This is a genomic window from Streptosporangium sp. NPDC049644, assembly GCF_040675205.1.
Taxonomy (GTDB): domain Bacteria; phylum Actinomycetota; class Actinomycetes; order Streptosporangiales; family Streptosporangiaceae; genus Streptosporangium; species Streptosporangium fukuiense.
The window spans coordinates 1-22,864 of sequence record NZ_JBFAOJ010000030.1; the positions used below are offsets into that span (position 1 = coordinate 1).

Sequence of the window (22,864 nt, forward strand, 5' to 3'; positions counted from 1 at the left end):
GACAGTCCTCCGCCTTGTGCGTATCTCATGATGTCGGTGTACCCGGCAATCAAGGCACGTCAGAACCTACGACACCACGAGTTCAACCTCAGTAGGAGCAGCCACCGAGACGACGCGGTATTGGCGTTACCCCGACGGGCGAGTGGTCACCGAATTGTGGTCGCGTCCAGTCCGTGTCAAGAAGGGTGCCAAGTGGGCGTGGATTGACACCACACTGGCGAAGCAGGGCGACGTCATCAAGCCGAAGGTCATCAAGGGCGACCTCTCGCTTCCCTCCGGCGGCGGCTCCGGCACGCTGACCACTTTCTCGTCCGGCCCGAAACAAAGTCTCAGCCTGTCGTGGCCTAGCAAGCTACCCGACCCCACACTCGACGGCAGCCGTGCCACGTACATCGACGCCGTGGGCCCCGGCGCGGATCTCGTAATCACTGCTCTGGCCACTGGTTTCCGCTATGACGTAGTCTTACGTGAGCGGCCGGCCAAGGATTTGCAACTGCGGATCCCATTCCAGGGCAAGGGCCTCGCGCTGCGCGAGGGCCGAGGCGGCCGACTGCGGGTCACCAATGAGCATGACGAGAACGTCGCCGTTACCGGGAAACCTGTCGTGCGTGGCGACCGCAGCTCCAAGGGCAAGGGTGGCATCGGCACCGTGGAGACCTCAGTCGACGGCGAAAGTGGGCGGCAAACCCTGGTCGTCAAGCCCAACCGGGAATACCTCGCCGACTCCAGCACTACCTACCCAGTGACCATTCAGTCCGCGTTCAGCATCATCCCCAGCGAGGACGCAGACGTCTGGAGCGTCTTCCCTGACACAGCCAACGGCGATGGCGCCACCCTAGGAGCGGGTACGGAGTCGGATGGCAGTACATCGCGCGCGTACCTGAAGTTTGATACCGCACCTCTCGTTGGCCAGCAGCTCAGCAACGTTACCCTGAGCCTGCTCAACATCGACGGTCCCGCATGCGGTTCGGCAGTGGGTGAGGGTATCCAGGTTCGTCGGGTCACCAGCGAATGGGACGCCGCCGAGGTTACCTGGAAGTCACAGCCCTCCAATACCGCGGAGGACGCGGTCGTCAACAGAAGCAGCGTCGGCGGATCCTGCGACCCTGCCCCGATGGAATGGGATATCACCGCGATGGCCCGCCAGTGGGCCACGGTCGCCGGAAATTACGGCGTCGTGCTGAAGTCGCCGACCGAGCGCGCGAGTGCCAACTACCGGGTCTTTCCGTCCTCCGAGGGCACTGAGATCGGCGATCCGCCCAAGATCACCGCAACGTTCGCTCCGGTAGGAGACCCCGTCACGCTCTACCCCGCAGGCCCCGACGGCGTCGAGGTGATCCAACTGCCAGCCAACTGGGGCAATGACGCCCTGCAGATGGCCGAACCGCAGGCGCACGCACTTTCCGATGCCTTCGAGCGGGCCCGCGCCAACCCCGACGCGCTCGCTGATCCGTATGTCGACATGGTGACCGGTCAGGTCATCATCCCCGCCGCCACGGCGGACGGCCGCTCCATCGGTTCGGCGCCCGTGGTCGGCACCGCCTACCTCGGACTGGGCAGCATCGACTGGACTCTCCCCGGCTCTTACACTGACGGCGACCTCGACGAGGATGCCGAAGGGCAGCCAGGCCTGCCAGAGGACTACAACTTCTCCCCTGCGGTGCGCGACGTGGGCACTAGCTATGCTCGTTTCCGTACCATCTTGCGAGAGGTGCTGAGCCTGACCCCCGCTCAACTGCCCGGTGCCGACAAGATCGTTGATGGCTGGCTGTCAGCGGAGCGCAACCGGGCCATCTTTACGGTCACCGCAGTGTCGCCTGAACTCCGACTGGCCCTAGCACAGCGATACGGCACAGATTCCGTCGTGCTCAGCTTGGCCCCCAACGCTAGCCAGCAGCGGTCGCAGCCCCGATCCAGCACGGCTGTGGGGCCCGTCAGCCCTCTAGCTACCGACACGCGAGCCAACGACAACGACGAGTACATCAACGGCGGCGGCGCGTACACGCCGGAGAACGGCACTCCCTGCAGTATGGGCTTCGCCTGGAAGACCGCCGCAGGCAAGCGACTGGTGACCGCAGGCCACTGCCTGCCGACCAACGACCCCACCGGCAGGATCTCAACGTACGACGCCCACCGGGAACTGACGACGTGGACCCTCGGTACGGGAACCGTCCCGTTGCCTGGCAAGAATCAGTGGCTCGGAGACAGTGCTCTCGTGGTCACAGGGCCTTCCAAGACGCCGACCGCATCCATCTTTACGGGTGGCCCGGATTCCTCGACCAGACGTCCAGTCAAGGGCCGCTATAACCGGGCCCCGGTCATTGGGGATCTGTTCTGCCTGGGAGGCAAAACATCCGGACAGCAGTGCAACTGGAAGGTCAAGGTGGCCGACCACTGGTGGAAGACGAACACCGGAACGCTCGACTCCGGCACCTTGGGCGAGCACCCTAGCTACTGCGCGGACGGAGGAGACTCTGGCGGCCCTGTCTACACCTTCCACACCACGGTGGACTCGACCGGTAAGAAAAAAGCGTCCGCGGTGGCGCGGGGCATCATCAGCAGCGGTGCCGGCTCCTGGTTCGGTGACTGTAGTGTGACATACACCGACATCTTGAACGTCCGTCGCGCTTACGGCGGTGACCTTCTCAAGCGTAGGTAAGGTTACCCCCATGTCCACTGGCAAGGCTTTCCTCACCTTGGCGTGCGCCGCGTTGATGCTGACCGGCTGCGCCACCTCCTCCTGGGAGAACATCGGAGGGGCGAAGTTGTCGGCCGACGAACGCACTTTGACAGTCGAGCTGATACTCGATGCCCCCTCCAGATTCGAGAAGCCCTGCGAGAGGGTAAAGGACACAGAAATAAACGAATCCTCCTCACAGGTCGTCATCGGAATCCAGGTGGAGAAGGACTGCCCCAGGCAGTGGCCATGGGAGGAGCCGGTCTTCACCAACCTGGTGGGCCATCCATATCCGGTCAAGTTCAAGCTGGAGCGACCTCTCGCGGGAAGGACCGTTGTCAACAATACCAATGGTCACCGCGTGCGGATTTATCCGGAAGAGGGCACGTCCCGATGACTGCTCCGGGTGATGGGGCCGCCCCCTGGCTCCATCACCCGGAGGCCGTCGGCCGCGATCAGAGCCGGAGGGTCACTGCGCATCAGTTGCTCACTGTGCTACAGGCGAAATGACACGGGTCCCATCTAGTCCTATTTCATATCAAAAAGACATGATTTTCCTATATCTCGCTGAAGTCCGACAGAGAGTTGTCAGTACAGAATGCGATACGTGTCGCACCCTGCCCCTCCCCACGCGGCGACGCCTGGCTTCAAACATGTGAGAGGACGTAGGGGCTGAGGCAGCGAGGTGGGTGGTACCAGAGGATCACGGGGTCATCGGCAGGCCAGTTGGAACCAGACGACGCGGCTGGTGGGGGTCTCGTACCAGCCCCAGGCCGAGGAGAGTCGCTGGACGAGCCAGAGGCCGCGTCCGCCGCCGCTGTCGGGGTCGGTGTCCAGGCAGACCTGAGGCCGCTGTCCGGTGGTTGATCCGGCGTCGATGACGTCGATGTGGAGCGTTCTGTTGTGGCGGGCGACGGCGACGATGACCCGGCCGCCGGGGGTACGGCCGGAGTCGGAATGGCGCACCGAGTTGGTGACCAGTTCGGTGAGCAGCAGGAGCGCGTCGTCGGTGTGCGGGTGGTTCACGCCGTCCAGCAGGTCGCGGATGTAGCGGCGGGCCTGGGGGACGGCGGCGACCTGCGCGGGGAAGTCGACCTGGCCCAGCGCTTCCAGTTCCCTCACCGCGCCACCTCCACCAGCCGCTCGGCCGCCTCCCGCATCCTGCTCCGGCCGCGCCAGTCCCGGTCCTGCCGATTCCCGCCTTGCCAGTTCGGGGCCTGCTGATTCTCGCCTTGCCGGTCCAGGCTCTGCCGACCGCCGCCTTGCCGGTCTGAGGCCTGCTGATTCCTGCCTTGCTGGCCTCGGTCCTGCCGCTCCCGGTCCCGCTGGTCCCGGCCCCGCCGATTCCCGCCTTGCCGGTTCGGGTTCTGTCGGCCTTGGCCCTGCCGAGTCCGGCCCTGCGAGTCCTGGTCCTGCCGCTTCCAGGTGAACACCGAGGTACGGCCCCGCTGCGCGGTGGCGACCCTCGACCGCCCCGGCGGTACGAAGATCTCCACACTCGGCCGGCGGCCGGGCGAGAGCCTGACCACGGAGTCGAACCCGAGATCGTTCAACTCCCAGGCCAACTCCAGCAACTCACCGCCCCACCCTTGAAGATCACTCGCTTTCATCTGATCGCCTGCCCTTCAAGGCTCCCGATGCCCTTCGGTGTTTGCCACATATGCCCGATATCTACCGAGAGTCATTGGGCGTACACATAGAGCATGCAGCGGCGAGGCCAGATGCGCCAACGGAAAAGCAAACTTGCCATCAGAAAAGCACCGACACCCTGTGTGAGACAGCCGCTACTGTGGGCTCCAATCCAAGGGAGGCTGAACATGCGGCAAACAGGGAGCCCTACAGTGCGCAGGCGTCGCCTGGCCTCAGAGCTTCGCCATCTGCGCGAACGCGCTCAGTTGACGCTGGAGGAAGTCAGCCAGCGGCTCGGGTGGTCCACCTCGAAGATCTCGCGGATCGAGACCTCCCGCGTGGGCGTCGTTCCCAAGGACGTCGGGCTTCTCCTCGACCTCTACAAGATTGGCAACTCCCGGCGGGAGGAACTGCTCAAACTTTCGCGTGACGCCCGAAAGAGGGGCTGGTGGCACGCCTATGACGATCTTTCCAGTGAGTACACCGCCTATATCGGCCTTGAGGCCGAAGCCACCTCGATGCGCAGCTTCGCACCTGCCGCCATTCCTGGCCTCCTTCAGACAGAGGACTACGTTCGTGCCGTTGTCCGTGCCGGTCTGGTCCTCGCACCTCCCGGTGAAATTGAACACCGCATCGAAGTGCGTATGGCTCGGCAGGCACTGCTCTCGCAGGCCGAGCCCCTATGCCTCTGGACTGTTCTGGACGAGGCCGCCATCCGTCGCATCATCGGTGGGCCAGCCGTGATGCACTCCCAGCTCAACCGGCTCCTTGAGATGGCCGATCTGCCCAACATCACCGTTCAGGTCCTGCCTTTCAGTGCTGGAGCCCATTCGGCCATGAGCGGTGCGTTTCAAATTCTCCAGTTTCCTGAGCCCGCCGATCCAGATGTGGTGTTTCTCGAGAATCTGACAGACAGCCTCTATGTAGAACGAGATGCGGATGTATACCGTTATACGGTGGCTTTTGATCACCTTCGCGCCAAGGCGCTGGGTCCGGATGATTCCCGGCGTCTCATCACGGAGGTAGCTTCCCAACTTGGCTAGCCCCTGCGAAAGGAACGTGGAATGTTAGAGATAGGTCTATCTCACGTTACGTGGCAGAAGAGTTCCCTATGCGGCGCTGGCCAGGACTGTGTCGAGGTGGGGGTCTGGCGCAAGAGTTCGTTGAGCGGTAACGGCTCCGACTGCATCGAAGTCGGCCTCTGGAACAAAAGCTCCCTCAGCGGTAACGGTCCGAACTGCGTCGAAGTCGCCCTCGCCGCCACCCCCCAGGCCGGAGCCGAGACCGCCCCGGACGCCGACCGGCTCGTCCTGGTCCGGGACTCCAAGGACCCCGAGGGCCCGGTGCTGTCCTTCACCCCGTCCGAGTGGGATGTCTTCCTCGGGATGATCAAGAGCGGGGAGCTCGCCGATCTGGGCTGACCGTCATGGCGGCCCCCTCTCTGCCAGGCTTCGGCGAGGCATGGGACGAATCAAAGGTTCGCGACGCTGAAACCCGGAGGCGACCGCCCGCCCGTGCCGTACGGAAATCCTGCCTCTCCGGGGCCCGGATGCAGATCGCGTCACCGGGTCGGTGACACAATGGACCCCATGCCTGAGGTGCCGAGTGTTCGCGCCGTCCTCCTCGACGACGACCGGCTGGTGGTCTTCCGGCGTACGGTCCCCGGTAAGGAGCTCTACTGGTCCGTTCCCGGCGGCCATGTCGAGCCCGAGGACGCCTCGCTGGAGCACACCCTGCACCGCGAGGTCATGGAGGAGCTGGGCGCCGTGGTCTCCGGCGTCACCCCGCTGACCACCCTGGAATGCGTGCGCGACGAGGGGATCAAGACCCAGCACGTCTACGGCTGCCGCCTGGTCTCGATGGATCTCGCGCTGCGCTGCGGCCCGGAGTTCGAGGACCCCGCCCGTGGCCGGTACGAGGTGGTGCGGCTGCCGCTCGACCCTGCCGAGATCTCCGCCATCAACCTCGTCCCCCCGGAGCTGGGCACCTACCTCACGGACACCGTCACCCTGCTGCCTGCCCTGATCGCCTGATCCCTCCCGTCCTCGGAGCGGATCGGGCCGTGGCGGAGGGCTTCTCGCGAACGTTCGGGGGGAATCCGGAACGGGTGACGGGGCCCGCCGAAGGTCAGGTCCGGCGGTCCTCCATCTCCCACAGGTGGTCGAGGACGTGCCAGGCGACGCGGCGGGCGGTGTAGCGGACCGGCCAGCCGCCGGGGACCGGTGGCCGTCCGTCGGAGGGCCGGGACAGCGCCTCGGCGAGGTCGGCGCGCATCGCCGCCAGGTCCGCGGGCTCGCGCAGTGGCTTGTGGCGGACACCGACCTTGCGGGCGTACGCGCGCTCGGCCTCGACCACGTGGGAGACCATCTTGTCGCGGTCCCTGCCACCGCCGCGCGGCCCCTTGCGCAGCTCCTCCGGAGAGGCGGCGGCGGCCTCGTCGAAGAGCTTCCAGGCCGCCTCGACCAACGCGACGGCCCGGGCTGCCTCCGCCTCGCCGACCGGTTCGGCGTCGAGCGAGGGGATCGCCTCGATGGCCCCGAAGTCCGTGGTGGTGCCGCCCCTGGCCCGCTCCACCACCACCGGGTCCGCCGGTTCGAAGAGCAGCTCCGCCCGCTCCGCGACGACCCGGTAGCGCGGCGCGTACGTCACCAGCGCCTCCAGCGCCTCCTCCTCGGATCTGCCGATCCGGCACCAGCCCGGCCACTCCGCCGAGCAGGCGAAGACCTTCTTGGCGCCGATCTCCAGGTAAACACGTGTCATGCGCGACAGCATGGCATCCATACCTGACAGATCACGACAGGAATGTGCGCCGCCGGACGCCCCACCCGGCGGACAGGCTCTAGTCGATCAGCTCGATCAGGTCGGCGATCGAGTCGACCACCTGGGAGGGGCGGAACGGGTAGCGGTCGATCTGGTTCCTGCTGACGACCCCGGTGAGCACCAGGATCGTGTGCAGCCCCGCCTCCATGCCGGAGACGATGTCGGTGTCCATCCGGTCGCCGATCATGGCGGTGCTCTCGCTGTGGCCGTCGATGGCCCGCAACGCGCTGCGCATCATCATCGGGTTGGGCTTGCCCACGAAGTAGGGCTCCACCCCGGTCGCCTTGGTGATCATCGCGGCGACCGCGCCGCAGGCGGGCAGCGATCCCTCGCTGGACGGGCCGATCGGATCGGGGTTGGTGGCGATGAACCGGGCGCCGCCCTCGATCAGCCGGATCGCCCGGGTGATCTGGGTGAAACTGTAGGTGCGGGTCTCGCCGAGGACCACGTAGTCGGGGGCGATGTCGGTCAGCACGTAGCCGATCTCGTGCAGGGCCGTGGTCAGGCCCGCCTCCCCGACCACGTAGGCCGAGCCCCCGGGACGCTGGCCGTCCAGGAACCTGGCGGTGGCCAGCGCGGAGGTCCAGATCGACTCCGGCGGGACCTCCAGACCGGCCGCGCGCAGCCGCACGGCGAGATCGCGCGGGGTGTATATCGAGTTGTTGGTCAACACCAGGAACCGCTTGCCGGACTCGCGCAGCCGGCGGATGAACTCGTCTGCACCGGGGACCGGACGCCCTTCATGGACGAGGACCCCGTCCATGTCCGACAGCCAGCACTCGATCGGCTTGCGCTCGTCCACCGTTCTCCCCTGTTCCGGCCGTACATGTACGAGAACCAGGATGGCAGGACAAGGCCGACAATGCGCCACCAGGCCCGCACATCGCGGCATCGCGCGGTTGAACGGCCCCTACCCGTTCCGGCTCCGGCCCCTGTCCACGGAGCCTGCCGTGGCGGGGAACTGCGGGCGAAAGACCCAGGGGCCGTGGCCTAGCACACGGTCCGCCAGGTCTGTTCCTCGATCAGTTCTCTGCTCCGCCAGCCGTACATGGTGCGGACCAGGCGGTGGTGGTACCAGCCGCCGCCGCGGATGAGCCCTGCGGCGTCGGCGGCGACCATGTCCCTGGACGGCGCGAGCGTGTCGGTGAACGAGGCGGTGACCGCCGCCTCGTCCCCGTCGAACCTGATGGTCATCGCCCCGATCAGGTGCTGGCGTCCCGGCCAGGTCGGCAGCACCTCGGCGAGCCATCGCCGCGCCTCGTCCCTGCCGCCCCTGATGCCGCCCGCCGAGGTGTAGTCGATCACCGCGTCCGGGGTGAAGACCAGGTCGAGCCGTTCCCAGTCCCCGGTGTCCACCGCGTAGGCGTATCTGGCGAGCAACTCGCCGATCTCCAGCCGGTCCGCCATCTCCTGTGCCCTCATGCCCCTATCGAACCAAACGCTTGCTCAGGGCGCGAGTGCCTCCAGCGCCACCTCCGCCCTGCGCATCGACTCCTCGGGGTCGGCGTCGGGCGATCCGATCTCCGGATCGAAGTTGAGGTCGTGGAAGACGTCGGTGACGCCCTTGGCCGCGAGCCTGTCCACGTCCTGCCTGATCTCCTCGAACGAGCCGGTCAGCGGCTCTCGACCGGCCGCCCCCGAGGGCCGGATGCGGGTGACGCCCCGGGTGACGAAGCGCAACGCCTCCGGATCGCGCCCGGCGTCACGAGCCGCCTCCCTGACGATGGAGATCTTCTTGTCGATCCCGTCGAGGTCCTCGCGGCTCGAACTGATCCAGCCGTCCGCCAGCCGCCCGACCCGCCTCAGCGCCACCTCCGCCGACCCGCCCAGCAGGATCGGCGGCACGGTGGGCGGCTTGGGCTCCTGGTACGCGGCCGGCAGCTGGTAGAACTCGCCGCTGTGCTCCACGACCTCCTCGGTCCACAGGCGCCTCAGCAGCGGGACGAACTCCTCCCCGCGCCGTCCGCGCCGCTCGAACGACGCCCCCGAGGCGGCGAACTCCTCGGGCAGCCAGCCCAGCCCGAGTCCCACGTCCAGCCGCCCGCCGGAGACCGCCTGCAGGCTGGCCAGCTGTTTGGCCAGCAGCGCGGGCGAGGCGAACGGGATGTTGAGCACCGCGACCCCGAGCCTGATGCGGCTCGTCAACCCCGCCAGGTAGGCGAGCGTGACCACCGGGTCGTGCACGCTGCGGTAGATCGGACCCATCTGGTGGCCCTGCGGATAGAGCAGACGTTGAAAGGTCCACACCTCGTGGTAGCCGAGTTCCTCGGCCCTACGGGCGACCCGCGTCATGTTGCCCGGCGTCGCCCATGATCCCGACACCGGCACCGCAAAACCGATCCTCATATCCCGTACTTTATGCGGCTGCCCGGCAAGATCCTGGATCGAGTGGTTCACTTGCCCGGTGGACAGCGACGACCTGATCGACACATTACGCCGGATCGGCGTCGAGTACGGCGGTGTGGCCGGCACCGTACTGCCGACCAGACCGGACGTGATCATCATGCGGGCCGGCTCCGTAGTGGTCAAGGCGCACGCACCGGGGGCGGAGCGGGAACCGCTGGTGGAGCGGATGCGGGCCGCCGCCCACCCGGCGCTGCGCCAGATCATGCTCCAGCCGGTGACCGAGGAGGTCATCACCGCCGGGGATCGGCTGGTCACCGTCTGGCCGGCCGGGACTCCGGTGGATCCCGAGGATCCGGACGCGGCGCCCTGGGAGGCTGCCGCCCGGCTGCTGGCACGGCTGCACGCCGTACCCGCGCGGACCCTGCCCCCGCTGAGGGAGGCGGGAGGGCCGGGCCGGGTGGCCGCGACCGTCGCCCGCCTGGGCGACCGCTCCGCCGCCGAGCTGACGGTACGCCGGGCCTTCACCTGCCTGCCCTCCCCCTCAGCGGGCCCCGGTGGCCTGACCCACGGCGACTGGCACATGGGCCAGATGGTCCGCGCGCCGGACGAGTGGATCCTCATCGACATCGACGACCTGGGCGTCGGTGACCAGGCGTGGGACCTGTCCAGGCCCGCCGCCTGGTTCGCGGCCGGGCTGCTGGAACCGCAGGTGTGGCACCGTTTCCTGGACGCCTACCGCGCCGCGGGCGGGGTCGCCGTCCCGCCGGACGGCGACCCGTGGGAGCGGCTGGAGATTCCGGCGCAGGCGATGACCGTACAGCTCGCGGCGGCGGCGGTGTCCGCCGCCGGGCGGGCGGGGCGCCCGCTGGACGAGGTCGAGGAGATCCTCGTCGAGGCGTGCCTGAGAATTGTCCGGCACAGAAGCGCCTGTCATGCTGTGCCCACGCAGTAGGTTGTGGTTACTCGGTAATCACGCCCGAACAAGGAGACCAGCCAGATGCAGTGCCCCAAGTGCCGGGGCGCCATGCGCACCTACGAGCGCAACGGCGTCCACATCGACCAGTGTGAGAGCTGTCGCGGAATCTTCCTGGACTACGGCGAGCTCGAGACGCTGACCCGCATGGAGAGCCAGTGGTCACAGCAGTCCCACGCTGCTCCGCCGCCGCCTCCGCCGCCCCCCGTGCACGGCGCTCCCGGCTACGGCGCTCCCGCCTGGGGTGCACCGCACCACGGTCACTACGGTCACCACCGCCAGCGCAGCTGGGTGGGGATGCTCTTCTCGACCTGATCCGAGCCGGGGAGCACAGAGACCGCGATCTCACGACGAGATCGCGGTCTTCGCGTCCGTGGGGGCCGGCGGGGCGAGTGTCAGCTGGGGAAGTCGCCCGGCTTGATCCGCTTCGGCTTCACATTGCCTCCGGTGACGGAGTGCAGGGTGATCTTCCAGTTGGTCCAGCGGGTCTGGGCCGCGGTGTAGACGGTGCGGAAACGTACGGACTTGCCGAACTGCTCGAACCGGCACGACCTGGTGAAACTACGGGCCTTGGAGTCCCAGTCCTCGCCGAAGGTGTAGTAGACCTTGTAGCTTCCGTCCCGCACCCCCTGGATCTTGAAATTCGACTTCTTGCGGACGTACACGGTGACGGCCTTCCGCTTGCCGCGCACCAGCACGATGACGGCGTCCTGCCGGGTGCCGTTGCTCAGCTGGAGATAGGCGCGACTCGGACGGCCCTCGGAGGCGATGAACCTGCCGTTGGACAGCCGGCGGGTGCGCTGCTTGGGCGCCTTGACCGAGATGACGCTCGCCGGATAGCCGCTCAGCCCGTCGGCCGCCTTCTCCACGTCGGACAGCTTCCCCGCCCTGTCCATGCCGGTCAGCACGGCGGGTCCGGTGCAGAACCGCTGTTCCTCGGCGTCCTGGCGGGCGCCTCCGAAATCGGCCGACAGGGTGCGCAGGGCCTCGACGTACTCGTCGTGCTGGACCTTCACCTCCGGAGGAGGGGCCAACTCGGCCAGTCGGGTCACCGCGCCGTCCACCGCGGCGGAGGTCTGCTCCAGCCGCTTGTCGAGGGTCTTCAGCCCGCCGGTCGCGGCCAGCTTCTTCACCGCGTCACGCACCGGGCCGCGCGCCTTCTCCAACTCGGCCCGGTACTCCTCGGGCGTCAGCGTCACGGGGGCGGGTGAGCCGGTGGGCGGCGAGGAGACCTGGCCGCCGGTCCCCTGGCCCACCCCTGCCACACCACCCGCGGTGGCCGGGCCGGACACCTTCTCATCCGAAGAGGCGGTGCAGGCGGTCAGGGCCACCAGGGTCGCCACGGCACAGGCGAGGAAACGGGGGGTAGTCACTCACCAAACTATTGCCGTATCGCTCTTTGTCCGTCAAACCGCGCCGGGAAACGGCAGGTCGTGGCTGAATGGACCTACCGACCACATGATCACCCTGGCGGGGCATGGTGGACCGCACCAGGACTCGAACGGCCGGCGGGAGGCAGGCAGGTGAGGACATCAGACCGAGAAGCCGAGGCCGGTGGATCGCCGGAGAGCCCTGATCGTGCGGCTCAGTGCGAGAACCGCACGCCACTGGCCGGGTCCGCGCCTTCCGCCGGTCGCCGCCGGCGTTCCCGTAGCCACAGGTAGAGCGGGAGCCCGACCGAGGCGCCGGCGAGCGAACCGACGACGACCCACACGCGATCGCGGACGTGCAGGGCGCGGTCGGTGACGGCCGCGGCGAGCAGTACCACCACCGCGATGACGACGTCCCAGGCGAAGAACGCGGCGATGTCGTTGACGAACATGTCGTCGACGAAGCGCGACAGGTCGAGCCCGTGCTCTCCGAGCCAGCCGATGGCGTGGCGATAGGGGACGATGATGCCGGCGGCGAGCAGCAGCAGGTAGAGGCGTTGTCGCGGGGTGCTCATCGGGTCTCCTGACGTGCGGTGCGGTATCGGGGCAGCGCCGGGTGCGGCGCCCCGGTCGCCGGAGAGCATGCCGTACCGCGACACCCCGGCGACGGTGTGGCCGCCACGGCCGTCGTCGAGCCAGGTGCGCAGCCTGGGCCACTCGCTCGGCAGCGCGTCATGCGCGATCTCAACGATGCCATGGGCGGCGGGGTCACCGTCGCCGCCCTGGACGAGGAACCCCGGCGAGGTCGGCCTCGCCGTCAGTCGACGGGAACCGGCGTGGCCGTGCGGGTGAAGGGCACCCGAACCGGTTTCGGGTGCTTCACGGTGGCCGATATGGCGGCACGAGGTCATGTCCGCCACCACGGACGGGACAACATGATCTACTCCCGCCCCACCTGAAGAGCCGGAGGTCGATATGTCCCCTCATACCGACCAGTACGGGTGAACATCCTCACCCCGGCTCCCGCCGGAATGCACGGAAGAAACTCCGGGAAGCCCGGGTGCTTACCTAAACCAGGTTTTTCACCTCCGAAGGCCACCCGCCCCGTGAGGAGTTCCCGGAAAACCATGCCGCCGGATCAGGAGACCTTTGGAAACAACTACCCTCGTCACCGGAGGCGTAGCTCAGAGTGATTAAACGCCTTTGATTAATTCTTGTCAGGAACCCTAGGGCAATCAGACTGAACCGCTACCTTTGCCTCCCTGAGATGACCGTTCTCGCACTTCGCACCTAGCGTGAGTCAGATCCAGACGCCGTACGGGTGTCGTCCCAGATACCGGTCAGGCGTCTCACCAACCCGGGTATCTCCCAGGGTTCCACCGATTCGGCAGGGAGTGATCTCTCATGATCATCCTTAGGAACATGCTCGCAGCCGGCGCGATGGTCGTCTCAACCCTCGCCGCCCCCGTAGCGCTGTCGGCCCAGCCCGCCAGCGCGGGCACCGTGGCCCAGGAGGCCGTCACGACCACCCTCGTCTCCGCTGAGAAACCCTGCAGGTTCCACAACAATCCCGCGAGATGCTTCGCCAGGCGTGGCGGAGGCGGTGGCGGAGGCGGCGGAGGCGGCGGAGGCGGCGGAGGCGGCGGAGGCGGCGGTGGCGGCGGCGGCGGCGGCGGAGGCGCCAATGTCAGCAACGTCAACACCAACACCAACGTCATCGGCGGCGGCGGAGGCGGCGGCGGAGGCGGCGGCCCCCGTGGCGGCGGAGGCGGCGGCGGAGGCGGCGGCAACACCGGCGGCGGCGGAGGCGGCGGCGGTGGCGGAGGCGGCGGTGGCGGCGGTGGCGGAGGCGGCGGCTGATCCACGGCGACCGCGGAGATCATCGCCAGAGGCACCCGGCACCGTACGTGCCAAGCGATGAATCGTTGAGAACCTCCCCGGCCCGAAGGCCGGGGAGTCCTCCGTCGCGTCGGATCAAACCGCGGGGGAGAGCGGAAACACCGGCCCCCCACGGCCGGGCCGGTTCCGGCCGCAGGGGCGTCGGCGGATCGGAGGCTTCCGCGCCGGCCGCCCTGGGCGCCGACGCCCGCCGGCGGCGGGGATCCCGGTCACGACGTCACCCGGATCTCAGCCGGACGGCCGGACCACGAGGAGCGAGCGCGGGCGCTTGGTGAACTCCGCTTCGCCCGTGACCGTGAACGTCTCACCGTCACGCGCCAGCGACAACCGGCCCGAGGGAGCGGAAAGGCACAGCGTGTCGGCCTGCCACTGCTGGTAGTGGCGTGAGAGCTTCACCCTTGCGGCCAGCAGGCTGAGGAACACCCGTACCCGGGGCAGCCGGTCGGCGGCGGTGAGCACGCGGATGTCCAGCAGACCGTCCTCCAGACGCTGCCGCCTGGCGGGGGCACCACCGCGTGCCTCGTAACGGCAGTTGCCCACGAACACCGTCCAGACACGTCTGGGCACACCGTCCACGATGAGATCCACCGGCCGCGCGCCCCCGGGACCGAGTACCTCGGCCATGGCCCAGAACAGCGCGGGCCACGTACCGATCCGGCTCTGCCGTCGCTCCCTGCTCTCCGCCAGTGCCTGGTAGAGGCCCACGCTGACGGAGTTGACGAACGTCCGGCCCGCGACCTCACCGACGTCGACGGCCACGAGGTCACCGTTGCGGTACGCCTCGGCCGCCTCCTGCGCGGTCTCGACTCCGAGTGCGCGGGCGAATCGGCCGCGGACGCCCGTGGGGACGACCAGCAGCGGGGTCGCCGCACCCGCCGCCTCCTGTGCCGCGAGGTTGACCACGGCGTCCCCGCCGGCCACCGCGAGCACCTTGGCCCGCGAAGCCGCCTCCCGCACGGCGGCCCCGAGGTCGGCTCCCGGCGCCACCTCGACGATCTCGGCCCGGGGCAGGGCCGCGCGTAGCGTCTCCGCCGTTCCCGCCACGGCGTCGGCCGCGCCGTCGACCACGGCGACCGTCCCCTCGCCTGCCGGGTCGAGCAGCGCGGAGGGCGCCGTGAGGGCGGCGCGGGCGTGCCCCGCCTCTGCGGCGTCGGGCCAGATGCGGCGGGTGACCAGTCCCGCCGCCACGCCGATCCCGGCCCCCGCGAGCACGTCGCCCGGATAGTGCACGCCGGTGTAGACGCGGGAGAAGCAGACGGCGGCCGCGAGAAGCGCGACGGGGACCGCGACCGCGCGAGGCGCCTCCATGGCCACGGCCGCGGCGAACGCGGCGGCCGAGGCGGAGTGGCCCGAGGGGAACGACGCCGAGGTTGGCATTTTGATCAGCCGGGCGAGCGGGAGCCCTTCAGCCGACGGCCGGCTCCGGCGGAAGGCCTGCTTGCCGACCAGGTTGACCAGCGGGCTGGCCAGGCTGACCGCGAGCAGCCCTCTGGTCGCGGCGCGGCGCAACGGCCGGCGCCCGCTGACCGCGAACGCTCCGGCCACCCCGGCCCACAGCAGGGAGTTGTCCGCCGCGCGTGACAGCGCGGGTACGACCCGTTCAAGACCGGGCAACCTCGCGCTCGCCACCATGGCGAACACCCTCCGGTCCAGCCTGCTCAGCCGCGAGCTCAACCGCATGCGTCACACCCTCCCGCGACGACGAAGAACGACGACAGACGAACGGACAGTCATTCGATTCTGCCGCCTACCCCGACAGGCGGTGCTCGGCACGCACCCACCGCTTCCATACTTCTCGCCAGAACGGCTTTAACGACACGGTCCCGCTACTCGCCCGCCGCCCCGGCCTCGGGCACGGCTTCGGGCACTGCGGGGATCACCGGTTCGTAGCCCCGGGCGGCGAGTTCGGCCTCGATCGCGGCGCAGACGGTCTCCACCACCGTGACGCGGGCCAGGCGCTTGTCGTCGCCGGGGACCACGTGCCACGGCGCCTTCGGGTGGTCGGTACGAGCGAGCATGTCCTCCACCGCGGCCTCGTACAGCGGACGCTTCTCACGGTTGCGCCAGTCCTCGTCCGTGAGCTTCCATGCCCGCAGCGGGTCACCGGCCCGGTCCTGGAAGCGCCGTAGCTGCTCGTCCTCGGAGACGTGCATCCAGAACTTGACCAGGATCATGCCCTCGGCCGTGAGGGTCCGCTCGAACTCCACGATCTCCCCGTACGCGCGGGCCCACTGCTCCTCGGCGGCGAAGCCCTCGACCCGCTCCACCAGCACCCGGCCGTACCAGGAGCGGTCCAGCACGGTCATCCCGCCCCAGCCGGGCAGGACCGGCCAGAACCGCCACAGGAAGTGGTGGCGCTTCTCGTCGTAGGTCGGCGCGGCGAACTGCGCGACGCGAACGTGGCGCGGGTCCAGCGGGCGCACCAGCCGCTTGATGGCGCCTCCCTTGCCCGAGGCGTCCCACCCCTCGAAGACCACGCACAGCGGCGGGCCGATGCGCTGCTCGCCGATCTGACCTCCGAGCGTGAGCCGCAGGTGGAGCAGGCGTTCGAGAGCGGCGTCGAGACGCCCGGAGGCCTCGTTCTTGGTGAGCTTCCGTGACAGGTCAACCTCAGCCAGGCGATTCATGCTGACAAGCCTCGCATGCCCCGCCACCCGCGCAGGCTCCGGTCGCGCCGTCAGGTCAGGCGTTCCCGGTAGACCTTCCTGGCCCGGCCGATCAGGTCGAGATGGTCGGTGAGCTGCCCGGCCGTCTCGAAGACGCCCTCCTCGCGAAGGAGTGTCTCCAGGGCGTCCAGCCACTCCAGGCACCAGGCGACGTCCTCGGCCCTGGCCACATGCCGGCCGTCCACGTCGAGGTAGACCGGGCTGGTGTGGGCGTACACCTCGTCGGTGAAGGACCGCTCGTGCGGGCCGCCGGTGGCGAGGGCGACCACGTAGGTGGGGTCTCCGACGACCAGTTCCGCGGTCAGCTCGCCGGGCGGCCCCTCGGCCAGCACGCCGTCGGCTGTGCGGATCTCCAGCCGCTCCACCTCGGGACCCACCGACCGGGCGGTGATCGTGATCCGCTCGCCCGGCGACAGGTCCAGAGTGGCGCCGGGGCCGCGGCCGCCGGCCGACAGCTCCAGCCAGGGTCCGGTGGTGCCGAAGGTGCGTCCCCGCCTGATCGCCTCGGCGAACGACGTGGCGGTCAGCTCTCCATCCACCCGGGCGTAGACGCGCGCCCAGCCGGGCGGGTTGGACTGGTTTCCCCGCCGGGCGAAGGAGACCATCGCATCGGTGCCCGCGGTGACCGCGATGCGGTTGCCCGCCCCGATCAGGTGCCGGTAGACGACGGCGGTCGCGGTGATCGAGGTCTGGCTGAGCACGTCGAGGGTGTCGACGAGGCCGAGGGCCGCGTCGGCGACGATCTCCCTGGAGGAGCAGTTGCGTCCCCACAGCAGTGCCCTGTCCGGTGCGTCGGCGTCGGCGAACGGCGTGTGGAAGGGATGGCTGTAGCCGGTCACCGCGCCGAGGCCGCGGAGCTCCTCGCAGGCGACGCTGTTGGGCGGCCAGTCGGCGGTGCCGAGGAAACCCGTGTGGAACCGTGAGGGGGGAGCCGAGACGCCGAAGGCGTAGAGGTGGCCGAGCAGGTCGTTGCGGTACTCCACGCCGATCCTGGCCAGGTGCGAGGCGTCGGACCAGGGCAGGTCGCGTCCCGCCCAGTGCTCCAGCGCCTCTGAGTCGTAGACCCGCTCGGAGGAGACGTTCCCCGCGACCAGGTTGAGGACGTGCAGGTCCTCGCCGTGCTGCATGGCCCCCGCGAGCTCGGGAGTGCCGACCATGTCGCCCGCCCAGTTGAGGTGGACGTGCATGTCCCCGCCGTACCAGCCGCGGGCCGCCGCGTCGTAGAGCCGTTCGGGGGTCAGTTCGACAAGGGTCTCCTCCCCCGCCGCCGGAGTGAGCGTGACCTCGGCGGAGCCGTACTCCATGCCTCTGGTGACCCGGACCGTCAGCGCCTCGGCCGGGACGTCCAGGACCAGGTCGTCGCCGTGGAAGTAGGGCATCACGTGGTAGTCGTGTCTTTCGGGGGCACCTTCGGGGTACCAGCCCTGCCCGTGCTCGCCGTACACGCTCCACTTGCACGCCAGGCCCGCGCGCACCCGCAGGCGGGCCGCGGGGGCACGACGGGCCAGTGACGACAGGTCGACCGGCAGGCCGTCGGCGACCACCTCGCTCCGATTCGTGATCTTGATGAGCCGGGCGCCGCCGGGGCCGACCACGTGTGCCCGCCCGTCCACCAGCACGGTGACCGCCTCCGGCCTGGCGGAGTCGACCAGCAGCGTCGTGCGCAGCGGGATGCCGTCCAGCACGGCCCGCGTCCGCGCCTCGACCGTGGCGCCCTCCTCGCCGAGGCGGAGCGCGGCGAGGTTCTCGAGCACCCTGCCCGCCAGGACGCCGCGGACCACCTCGTCCATGTCCAGCTCGTCGAAGCGTTCCTTGAGCGCCTTGAACGACATCCCCGGGTAACGGGCGCCGAGCATGCCGTAGCAGACCTCCCAGAAGGTCGTCGTACCCATCAGGTAGGCGTCGGTGGCCATCGATCTGACGTAGTAAATGGGGTCCTCGCCCCAGGTGACCCCGTGTTCGGCCAGCAGCGCCCGGTACTCTCCGAGCGCCCGCGCCACGGTGAGAGGCATGTTCGGATCGTCACACATAGGGCTCTCCGCGCGGTAGGACTCCCGGTGATCGCCGCTATCGTGACACGCCGGGCACGGGGCATCGCGTACACCCGTCCCAGGGGGAGGAATTCATCCCTGCCGGAGGGACAAAAGCGCTCCCGAGACGGTGACGATCCGCCCCGGAGGCGGGCGTGCCCACGGGGCGGGCGGTCCAGGTGGATCCCGTCCGCCCCGGAATCAGCGGGTCCCGGTCCGCTCCGCGGAGGGTTCGGCGCTCCCCGAGGAGGCCGGCGTGCCCAGCCGCATCCGCATCGCGTGCTCCACGAGGGCGATGAGCACCTCCTTGCCCGACTCCCGCTGCCTGGCGTCGCACAGCACGATCGGGATGTCCTCGTGGAGGGTCAGCCCGAGCCTGACCTCGTCGAGTTCGTAGCGGCGAGCCCCGTCGAAGCAGTTGACCGCGACGATGAAGGGCGTCTCGCGCCGCTCGAAGTAGTCGAGCGAGGGGAAGCAGTCGGCCAGCCTGCGGGTGTCGGCGAGGACCACCGCGCCCAGCGCGCCCAGCGCCAGCTCGTCCCAGAGGAACCAGAAGCGCTCCTGCCCAGGCGTGCCGAACAGGTAGAGGCGGTAGTCGTCACCGATGGTGATGCGGCCGAAGTCCATCGCGACGGTGGTGGTCTGCTTGGTCTCCACGCCCGACAGGTCGTCGACACCGATACCCCGGTCGCTCAGGGTCTCCTCGGTGCGCAGCGGCTCGATCTCGGAGACCGCGCCGACCAGCGTGGTCTTGCCCGCGCCGAACCCTCCGGCGACCAGGATCTTGATCGCCTTGGGCAGCTTCACGCGCCCGGCGTCGCGGTTAGAGCGCACGGAGTCCATCGAGCACCGCCCTGTACAGCATCTCGTCGTGCATGTCCGTCTCCGAATGCGGTTCTTGCATGGCGATGAATCCCTGGTCGAGCAGGTCACTGAGCAGGACACGGACCGTGCCTGCCGGAAGGTTCGTGTGGGCGGCGATCTCCGCGACCGACTGGGCCTGTCGGCAGAGCCGGACGATGGCCAGGCACTCCGGGTCCAGGCCCGGCTCCCTCGACGAGACCTGCCGAATGGTCACCACCAGGGTGATGAGGTCGAACCTGCCGCGAGTCGGTTCGGTCCTGCCCCTCGTCAGGACGTACGGCCTGACGATCGGCCCCGCCTCGTCGCCGACCCACTGGGCCTCGGGCTGCTCGTCGAAGATACTCATCGCGTCCCGTCGCCTCTGAAGGAGGAGTCGACAGTCCGGGTGGGCGAGGTGAGGTACTGGCCGACGCGGGTGACGAGCATGGCCATCTCGTAGGCGACCAGGCCGACGTCGGCCTCGGCGCCGCAGAGCACCGCCAGGCACGCTCCCTGCCCGGCGGCCGTCACGATCAGGTACGCCGTCCGCATCTCGATGATGGTCTGGCGCATCGGCCCACCGCCGACCCGGTCGCTGACCCCCCGGCCCAGGCTCTGGATCGCCGATCCGACGGCGGCCAGATGTTCGGCGTCCGCGGGGGAGAATCCCGCCGACGCGGCGAGCAGCAGGCCGTCCGTGGAGAACACGATTCCGTGCTGAGCTTCCTCCACCCGCGAGACCAGGTCGTCCAGCAACCAGGCCAGGTCCGTGAAAGACCCTGTTCCCTGCACCACTCGTTGTCCTCTCCTTCTGCCTGCCGATGTTCCGTCGCCGGCTCTCGGCGCCTCATCGGCACCGGCCCGGCACGCGCTCACATACTGGGGTCACCCGGCGGTCCCGCCCTCGTCCACGGGGTCGCCTGCCTGCCTGGTCAGCTGGGCCGCGTCGTCACGACCGCGGCGCGTGCCCATCTGAAAGGACGTCATGGCCGCGCGGATCATCTCCGGGGAGCGCTCGTCGGCGCCGTCGTCGTCCGGGGGCACCGGTGCGGCCACCTCGTCGTCCTGCAGCGGGGCGGCGAGATGCGTCTGGGGAACACGCCTCGGGAGGCCGCCCGGCGTGTGGCTGCTGTCGGGTGGGGGCAGCACGGGGGGCAGTGCAGCTCCCGAGCCACCGGGACGTCCGGGAGCGGGAGCCTCCGGGGAGGCGGGGAGGCCGGGGTTCGTGAGGTCGGGCAGGCTCACCGGTGCTCCGAAGTCGGGCAGTCGCCTGAGTGCCACGGGATCGGCGAAGCGGCCGGGGGCCGCCGGATCGGTGAGATCCGCGGGAAGGTCCGGGTCGGCGACGCGGCCGGGAGAGGCGGGTTCCCACGTCTCGGGCCAGGCCCCCGAGACGGGCTCGGCGGCGGGCTCTCCCTCGGCGGCGCCGGCCCGCACGGGGCCACCGGCGATGCCCAGGGGATCGCCGGCCCGGCCGCGGACCGCGGCGACCGCGGAGGTGGTGCCGTTCATCTCGCCGCTGCTCGCCGGGCGCGCCTGCGGCACGCCGACGCCGACGGAGGGTTCCGGCTCCTCCTCGTTGATCAGCTCCTGCGGGATGAGGACGACGACGGTCGTGCCGCCGTACGGGGACGCCTTGAAGGTCACCCGGATGTCGTGCCGCTCGGCCAGGCGGCTGACGACGTACAGGCCCAGCCTGGCGTTGCCGGAGAGCTTGAGCTCCGGGGGGTTGGCGATCCGCTCGTTGGCGCTCGCGATGTCCGCGGCGCTCATGCCCAGTCCCCGGTCCTCGATCTCCAGCGCGTAGCCGTGGGCCACGAGTTGGCCGCCGACCTGGACCGTGGTGTAGGGCGGGGAGAAGGACGCCGCGTTCTCGACGAGCTCGGCGATCAGATGGATCACGTCGCTCACGGCCCTGCCGTCCAGCGCCACCTCTCCCAGGGGCATCACGTCGACCCGGGTGTAGTCCTCGATCTCGGCGAGCGAGCCGCGGACCACGTCGATCATCGGGACCGCGTCGCGCCAGGCTCGGCCGGGCGCGGCACCGGAGAGCACGAGGAGGTTCTCCGCGTAGCGCCGCATCCGGGTCGCCAGGTGGTCGAGCCGGAACAGGTCGCGCAGCTCCTGCGGGTCGTTCTCGCGCCGCTCCATCACGTCGAGCACGCTCAGCTGGCGGTGCACGAGCGACTGGGTGCGGCGGGCGAGGTTGCGCAGGATGTCGGCGATGTCGCGACGGAGCTGGGCCTGCTCCGCGGCGACCTTGATGGCGGTCCGCTGCACGGCGTTGAACGCCTGGCCGACCTGGCCGATCTGGTCGTCGCCGAACTTGAGGGGCGGCGCCTCGGCCGCGACGTCCACCACCTGCCCGTGGCCGATCCGCTCGACCACGGAGGGCAGCCGCTCGTTGGCGAGCTCCCAGGCGGCGGCCCGCAGCTTCTCCAACTGCTGGACCAGCGCGCGGGCCGTGGTGATGGCCAGGACGACCGAGGCGATGACGGCCACGAGACCCAGACCACCGGCCAGTGCGAGCCGCACTATGACGCCGGTGGCGACCGGGCCCGACCGCTCGACCACGCCGCTTCCGGCCGTGAGCACCGCCTCCGTCAGCTTGGTCTGTGCGGCCTGGGCGTCGGAGCTCCACCGCGTGACGTCGACCGCTCCGGTCGACACCACGCTCGCGTTCCCGATCAGCTGCTCCTCCATGGCTCTCAGCCGGGTGAAGTGCTCACCGGCGGCCAGCTGCCGATAGGCCTCCTGGTCGGCCGCGGGCAGCTCGGCCACCGCCTCGGTGAGAAGGAAGCGCCGCGTACCGACGATCTGCGTGAACCTGACCTGCTCGCCGTCGGCGAACCGGCCCGCGGTCAGGGCGCCCATCACTAGGGCGTCTCCCTGGGACAGCAGGTCCCGGGCCCGGTTCATCCCGATGAGCGTGCGGGTGTCCTTGGCGAGTTCGTCGTCGTCCAGCGTGGCCAGCGAGTCGTAGACGCGGTAGACGGAGTCGACGATGTCGGTGAACTCCGTGGCCGCCCAGGTCCGGCTGCCCCGGCCCGTGTCGATCGCCTTGCGCACGGTTGCCAGCTCGTCCAGCAGCCGGCGGGTCTCGGCGATACGACGCCCCAGGGCCGAGCTTCCCAGCAGCTGCACGCTGCTGCCGGCGGTGAGTTCCCGGAAGTTCGCGCCCGCGGCGTCGGTGCGCCCGCGCTGGGCGGCCAGCGCGTCGCGCCGCCGTTCCGTGCCGCCTGCGCCCAGCGTGATCGCGGTGAGCCGTCGTTCCGCCTGCAGTTCGACGATGAGCCGCTCGCCCGGCTCCGCCACGTCGGTGTTGAGGGCCGCCACGCCGAGCATGTTCAGACCGTCACGCACCGTCACCCATGCCGTGAACGCCCAGAGCGCGGTGAGCGACACCAGAAGTGCCGTGACCTTGGTCCGCAAGCTCGCGTTACGCAAGCGCATGGTTATACACCCCGGGAAGCAGAAAGAAAAATAGACGGCATTTTCTTGTGGCAGTCGACGCAAGTAGTTCAAACGGTCGCCACATCACGGATCAGTGGGACAAGCCACATCACACCCGCCGAACCCTAGCAATGTCACTAAACACACTCAAGGCGGGA

The 22,864-nt window shown here is 69.2% G+C and carries 23 protein-coding genes; 8 read left to right on the forward strand and 15 right to left on the reverse strand.

Features of this window, described 5'->3' with window-relative positions:
- Window positions 1–142 precede the first annotated feature (142 nt).
- Both AB0J58_RS18875 and AB0J58_RS18880 read left to right on the forward strand, forming a co-directional pair.
- Window positions 143–2,659 (forward strand): DNRLRE domain-containing protein, encoded by a 2,517-nt coding sequence (locus AB0J58_RS18875; protein ID WP_364217213.1) that lies wholly within the window; start codon window positions 143–145, stop codon window positions 2,657–2,659.
- A 10-nt stretch (window positions 2,660–2,669) separates the two neighbouring features.
- On the forward strand, window positions 2,670–3,074 hold the full coding sequence (locus tag AB0J58_RS18880) for a hypothetical protein (RefSeq protein ID WP_364217215.1): 405 nt from the start codon (window positions 2,670–2,672) through the stop codon (window positions 3,072–3,074).
- 314 nt (window positions 3,075–3,388) lie between these two features.
- Here AB0J58_RS18880 and AB0J58_RS18885 read toward each other — a convergent pair whose 3' ends face one another.
- The gene (locus tag AB0J58_RS18885) at window positions 3,389–3,799 is read right to left on the reverse strand and encodes an ATP-binding protein (RefSeq protein ID WP_364217217.1); all 411 of its coding nucleotides are present in this window, start codon (window positions 3,797–3,799) and stop codon (window positions 3,389–3,391) included.
- A complete protein-coding gene (locus AB0J58_RS18890) occupies window positions 3,796–4,287 on the reverse strand; it encodes a hypothetical protein (protein ID WP_364217219.1) in 492 nt (163 codons plus the stop codon). The genes AB0J58_RS18885 and AB0J58_RS18890 overlap by 4 nt, the downstream gene beginning before the upstream one ends.
- Window positions 4,288–4,518: 231 nt before the next feature.
- Here AB0J58_RS18890 and AB0J58_RS18895 point away from each other — a divergent pair, with 231 nt between their 5' ends.
- From AB0J58_RS18895 to AB0J58_RS18905, 3 genes are all read left to right on the forward strand, one after another.
- Window positions 4,519–5,349: a helix-turn-helix transcriptional regulator gene (locus AB0J58_RS18895; protein ID WP_364217221.1), complete on the forward strand. Its 831-nt coding sequence runs from the start codon at window positions 4,519–4,521 to the stop codon at window positions 5,347–5,349.
- A 120-nt stretch (window positions 5,350–5,469) separates the two neighbouring features.
- Window positions 5,470–5,727, forward strand: coding sequence for a DUF397 domain-containing protein (locus AB0J58_RS18900; protein WP_364217223.1), 258 nt, complete (start codon window positions 5,470–5,472; stop codon window positions 5,725–5,727).
- Window positions 5,728–5,895: 168 nt separating this feature from the next.
- Window positions 5,896–6,339: an NUDIX domain-containing protein gene (locus AB0J58_RS18905; protein ID WP_364217225.1), complete on the forward strand. Its 444-nt coding sequence runs from the start codon at window positions 5,896–5,898 to the stop codon at window positions 6,337–6,339.
- A gap of 94 nt (window positions 6,340–6,433) precedes the next feature.
- On the opposite strand, the gene AB0J58_RS18910 is transcribed toward AB0J58_RS18905, so the two are convergent.
- The 4 genes from AB0J58_RS18910 to AB0J58_RS18925 all read right to left on the reverse strand — a co-directional run bounded on the left by AB0J58_RS18910 (window position 6,434) and on the right by AB0J58_RS18925 (window position 9,472).
- Window positions 6,434–7,066: a hypothetical protein gene (locus tag AB0J58_RS18910; protein ID WP_364217227.1), complete on the reverse strand. Its 633-nt coding sequence runs from the start codon at window positions 7,064–7,066 to the stop codon at window positions 6,434–6,436.
- A gap of 79 nt (window positions 7,067–7,145) precedes the next feature.
- On the reverse strand, window positions 7,146–7,928 hold the full coding sequence (locus AB0J58_RS18915) for an HAD-IIA family hydrolase (protein ID WP_364217229.1): 783 nt from the start codon (window positions 7,926–7,928) through the stop codon (window positions 7,146–7,148).
- A gap of 188 nt (window positions 7,929–8,116) precedes the next feature.
- Entirely contained in the window at window positions 8,117–8,548 is a 432-nt protein-coding gene (locus tag AB0J58_RS18920; RefSeq protein WP_364217231.1) for a nuclear transport factor 2 family protein, read from the reverse strand.
- 24 nt (window positions 8,549–8,572) lie between these two features.
- Entirely contained in the window at window positions 8,573–9,472 is a 900-nt protein-coding gene (locus tag AB0J58_RS18925; RefSeq protein ID WP_364217233.1) for a TIGR03619 family F420-dependent LLM class oxidoreductase, read from the reverse strand.
- A 58-nt stretch (window positions 9,473–9,530) separates the two neighbouring features.
- Here AB0J58_RS18925 and AB0J58_RS18930 point away from each other — a divergent pair, with 58 nt between their 5' ends.
- Both AB0J58_RS18930 and AB0J58_RS18935 read left to right on the forward strand, forming a co-directional pair.
- Window positions 9,531–10,424 carry an aminoglycoside phosphotransferase family protein gene (locus AB0J58_RS18930; protein WP_364217234.1) on the forward strand — a complete coding sequence of 298 codons (894 nt, stop codon included), beginning with the start codon at window positions 9,531–9,533 and terminating at the stop codon, window positions 10,422–10,424.
- Between the two features lie 45 nt (window positions 10,425–10,469).
- Window positions 10,470–10,760: a zf-TFIIB domain-containing protein gene (locus tag AB0J58_RS18935; RefSeq protein ID WP_350919669.1), complete on the forward strand. Its 291-nt coding sequence runs from the start codon at window positions 10,470–10,472 to the stop codon at window positions 10,758–10,760.
- Between the two features lie 80 nt (window positions 10,761–10,840).
- Here the strand turns inward: AB0J58_RS18935 and AB0J58_RS18940 are convergent, their stop codons facing one another.
- Window positions 10,841–11,818, reverse strand: a complete 978-nt coding sequence (locus AB0J58_RS18940) for a hypothetical protein (protein ID WP_364217235.1) — start codon at window positions 11,816–11,818, stop codon at window positions 10,841–10,843.
- Window positions 11,819–12,030: 212 nt separating this feature from the next.
- Window positions 12,031–12,726: a DUF2834 domain-containing protein gene (locus AB0J58_RS18945; RefSeq protein WP_364217237.1), complete on the reverse strand. Its 696-nt coding sequence runs from the start codon at window positions 12,724–12,726 to the stop codon at window positions 12,031–12,033.
- A gap of 493 nt (window positions 12,727–13,219) precedes the next feature.
- On the opposite strand from AB0J58_RS18945, the gene AB0J58_RS18950 reads away from it, so the two are divergent.
- Window positions 13,220–13,675, forward strand: coding sequence for a hypothetical protein (locus tag AB0J58_RS18950; RefSeq protein WP_364217239.1), 456 nt, complete (start codon window positions 13,220–13,222; stop codon window positions 13,673–13,675).
- A 267-nt stretch (window positions 13,676–13,942) separates the two neighbouring features.
- Here AB0J58_RS18950 and AB0J58_RS18955 read toward each other — a convergent pair whose 3' ends face one another.
- From AB0J58_RS18955 to AB0J58_RS18985, 7 genes are all read right to left on the reverse strand, one after another.
- Window positions 13,943–15,394: a phosphatase PAP2 family protein gene (locus AB0J58_RS18955; protein WP_364217241.1), complete on the reverse strand. Its 1,452-nt coding sequence runs from the start codon at window positions 15,392–15,394 to the stop codon at window positions 13,943–13,945.
- A gap of 146 nt (window positions 15,395–15,540) precedes the next feature.
- Complete coding sequence (locus AB0J58_RS18960; protein WP_364217243.1) at window positions 15,541–16,341, reverse strand: UDP-galactose-lipid carrier transferase; 801 nt, start codon at window positions 16,339–16,341, stop codon at window positions 15,541–15,543.
- 50 nt (window positions 16,342–16,391) lie between these two features.
- A complete protein-coding gene (locus AB0J58_RS18965; protein WP_364217245.1) occupies window positions 16,392–18,392 on the reverse strand; it encodes a CehA/McbA family metallohydrolase in 2,001 nt (666 codons plus the stop codon).
- Between the two features lie 219 nt (window positions 18,393–18,611).
- Window positions 18,612–19,253 carry an ATP/GTP-binding protein gene (locus AB0J58_RS18970; RefSeq protein WP_364217247.1) on the reverse strand — a complete coding sequence of 214 codons (642 nt, stop codon included), beginning with the start codon at window positions 19,251–19,253 and terminating at the stop codon, window positions 18,612–18,614.
- Window positions 19,234–19,620 carry a DUF742 domain-containing protein gene (locus AB0J58_RS18975; RefSeq protein ID WP_364147738.1) on the reverse strand — a complete coding sequence of 129 codons (387 nt, stop codon included), beginning with the start codon at window positions 19,618–19,620 and terminating at the stop codon, window positions 19,234–19,236. The genes AB0J58_RS18970 and AB0J58_RS18975 overlap by 20 nt, the downstream gene beginning before the upstream one ends.
- Complete coding sequence (locus tag AB0J58_RS18980) at window positions 19,617–20,048, reverse strand: roadblock/LC7 domain-containing protein (protein ID WP_364217249.1); 432 nt, start codon at window positions 20,046–20,048, stop codon at window positions 19,617–19,619. The genes AB0J58_RS18975 and AB0J58_RS18980 overlap by 4 nt, the downstream gene beginning before the upstream one ends.
- A gap of 90 nt (window positions 20,049–20,138) precedes the next feature.
- Complete coding sequence (locus tag AB0J58_RS18985) at window positions 20,139–22,706, reverse strand: nitrate- and nitrite sensing domain-containing protein (RefSeq protein ID WP_364217251.1); 2,568 nt, start codon at window positions 22,704–22,706, stop codon at window positions 20,139–20,141.
- Window positions 22,707–22,864: the final 158 nt, after the last annotated feature.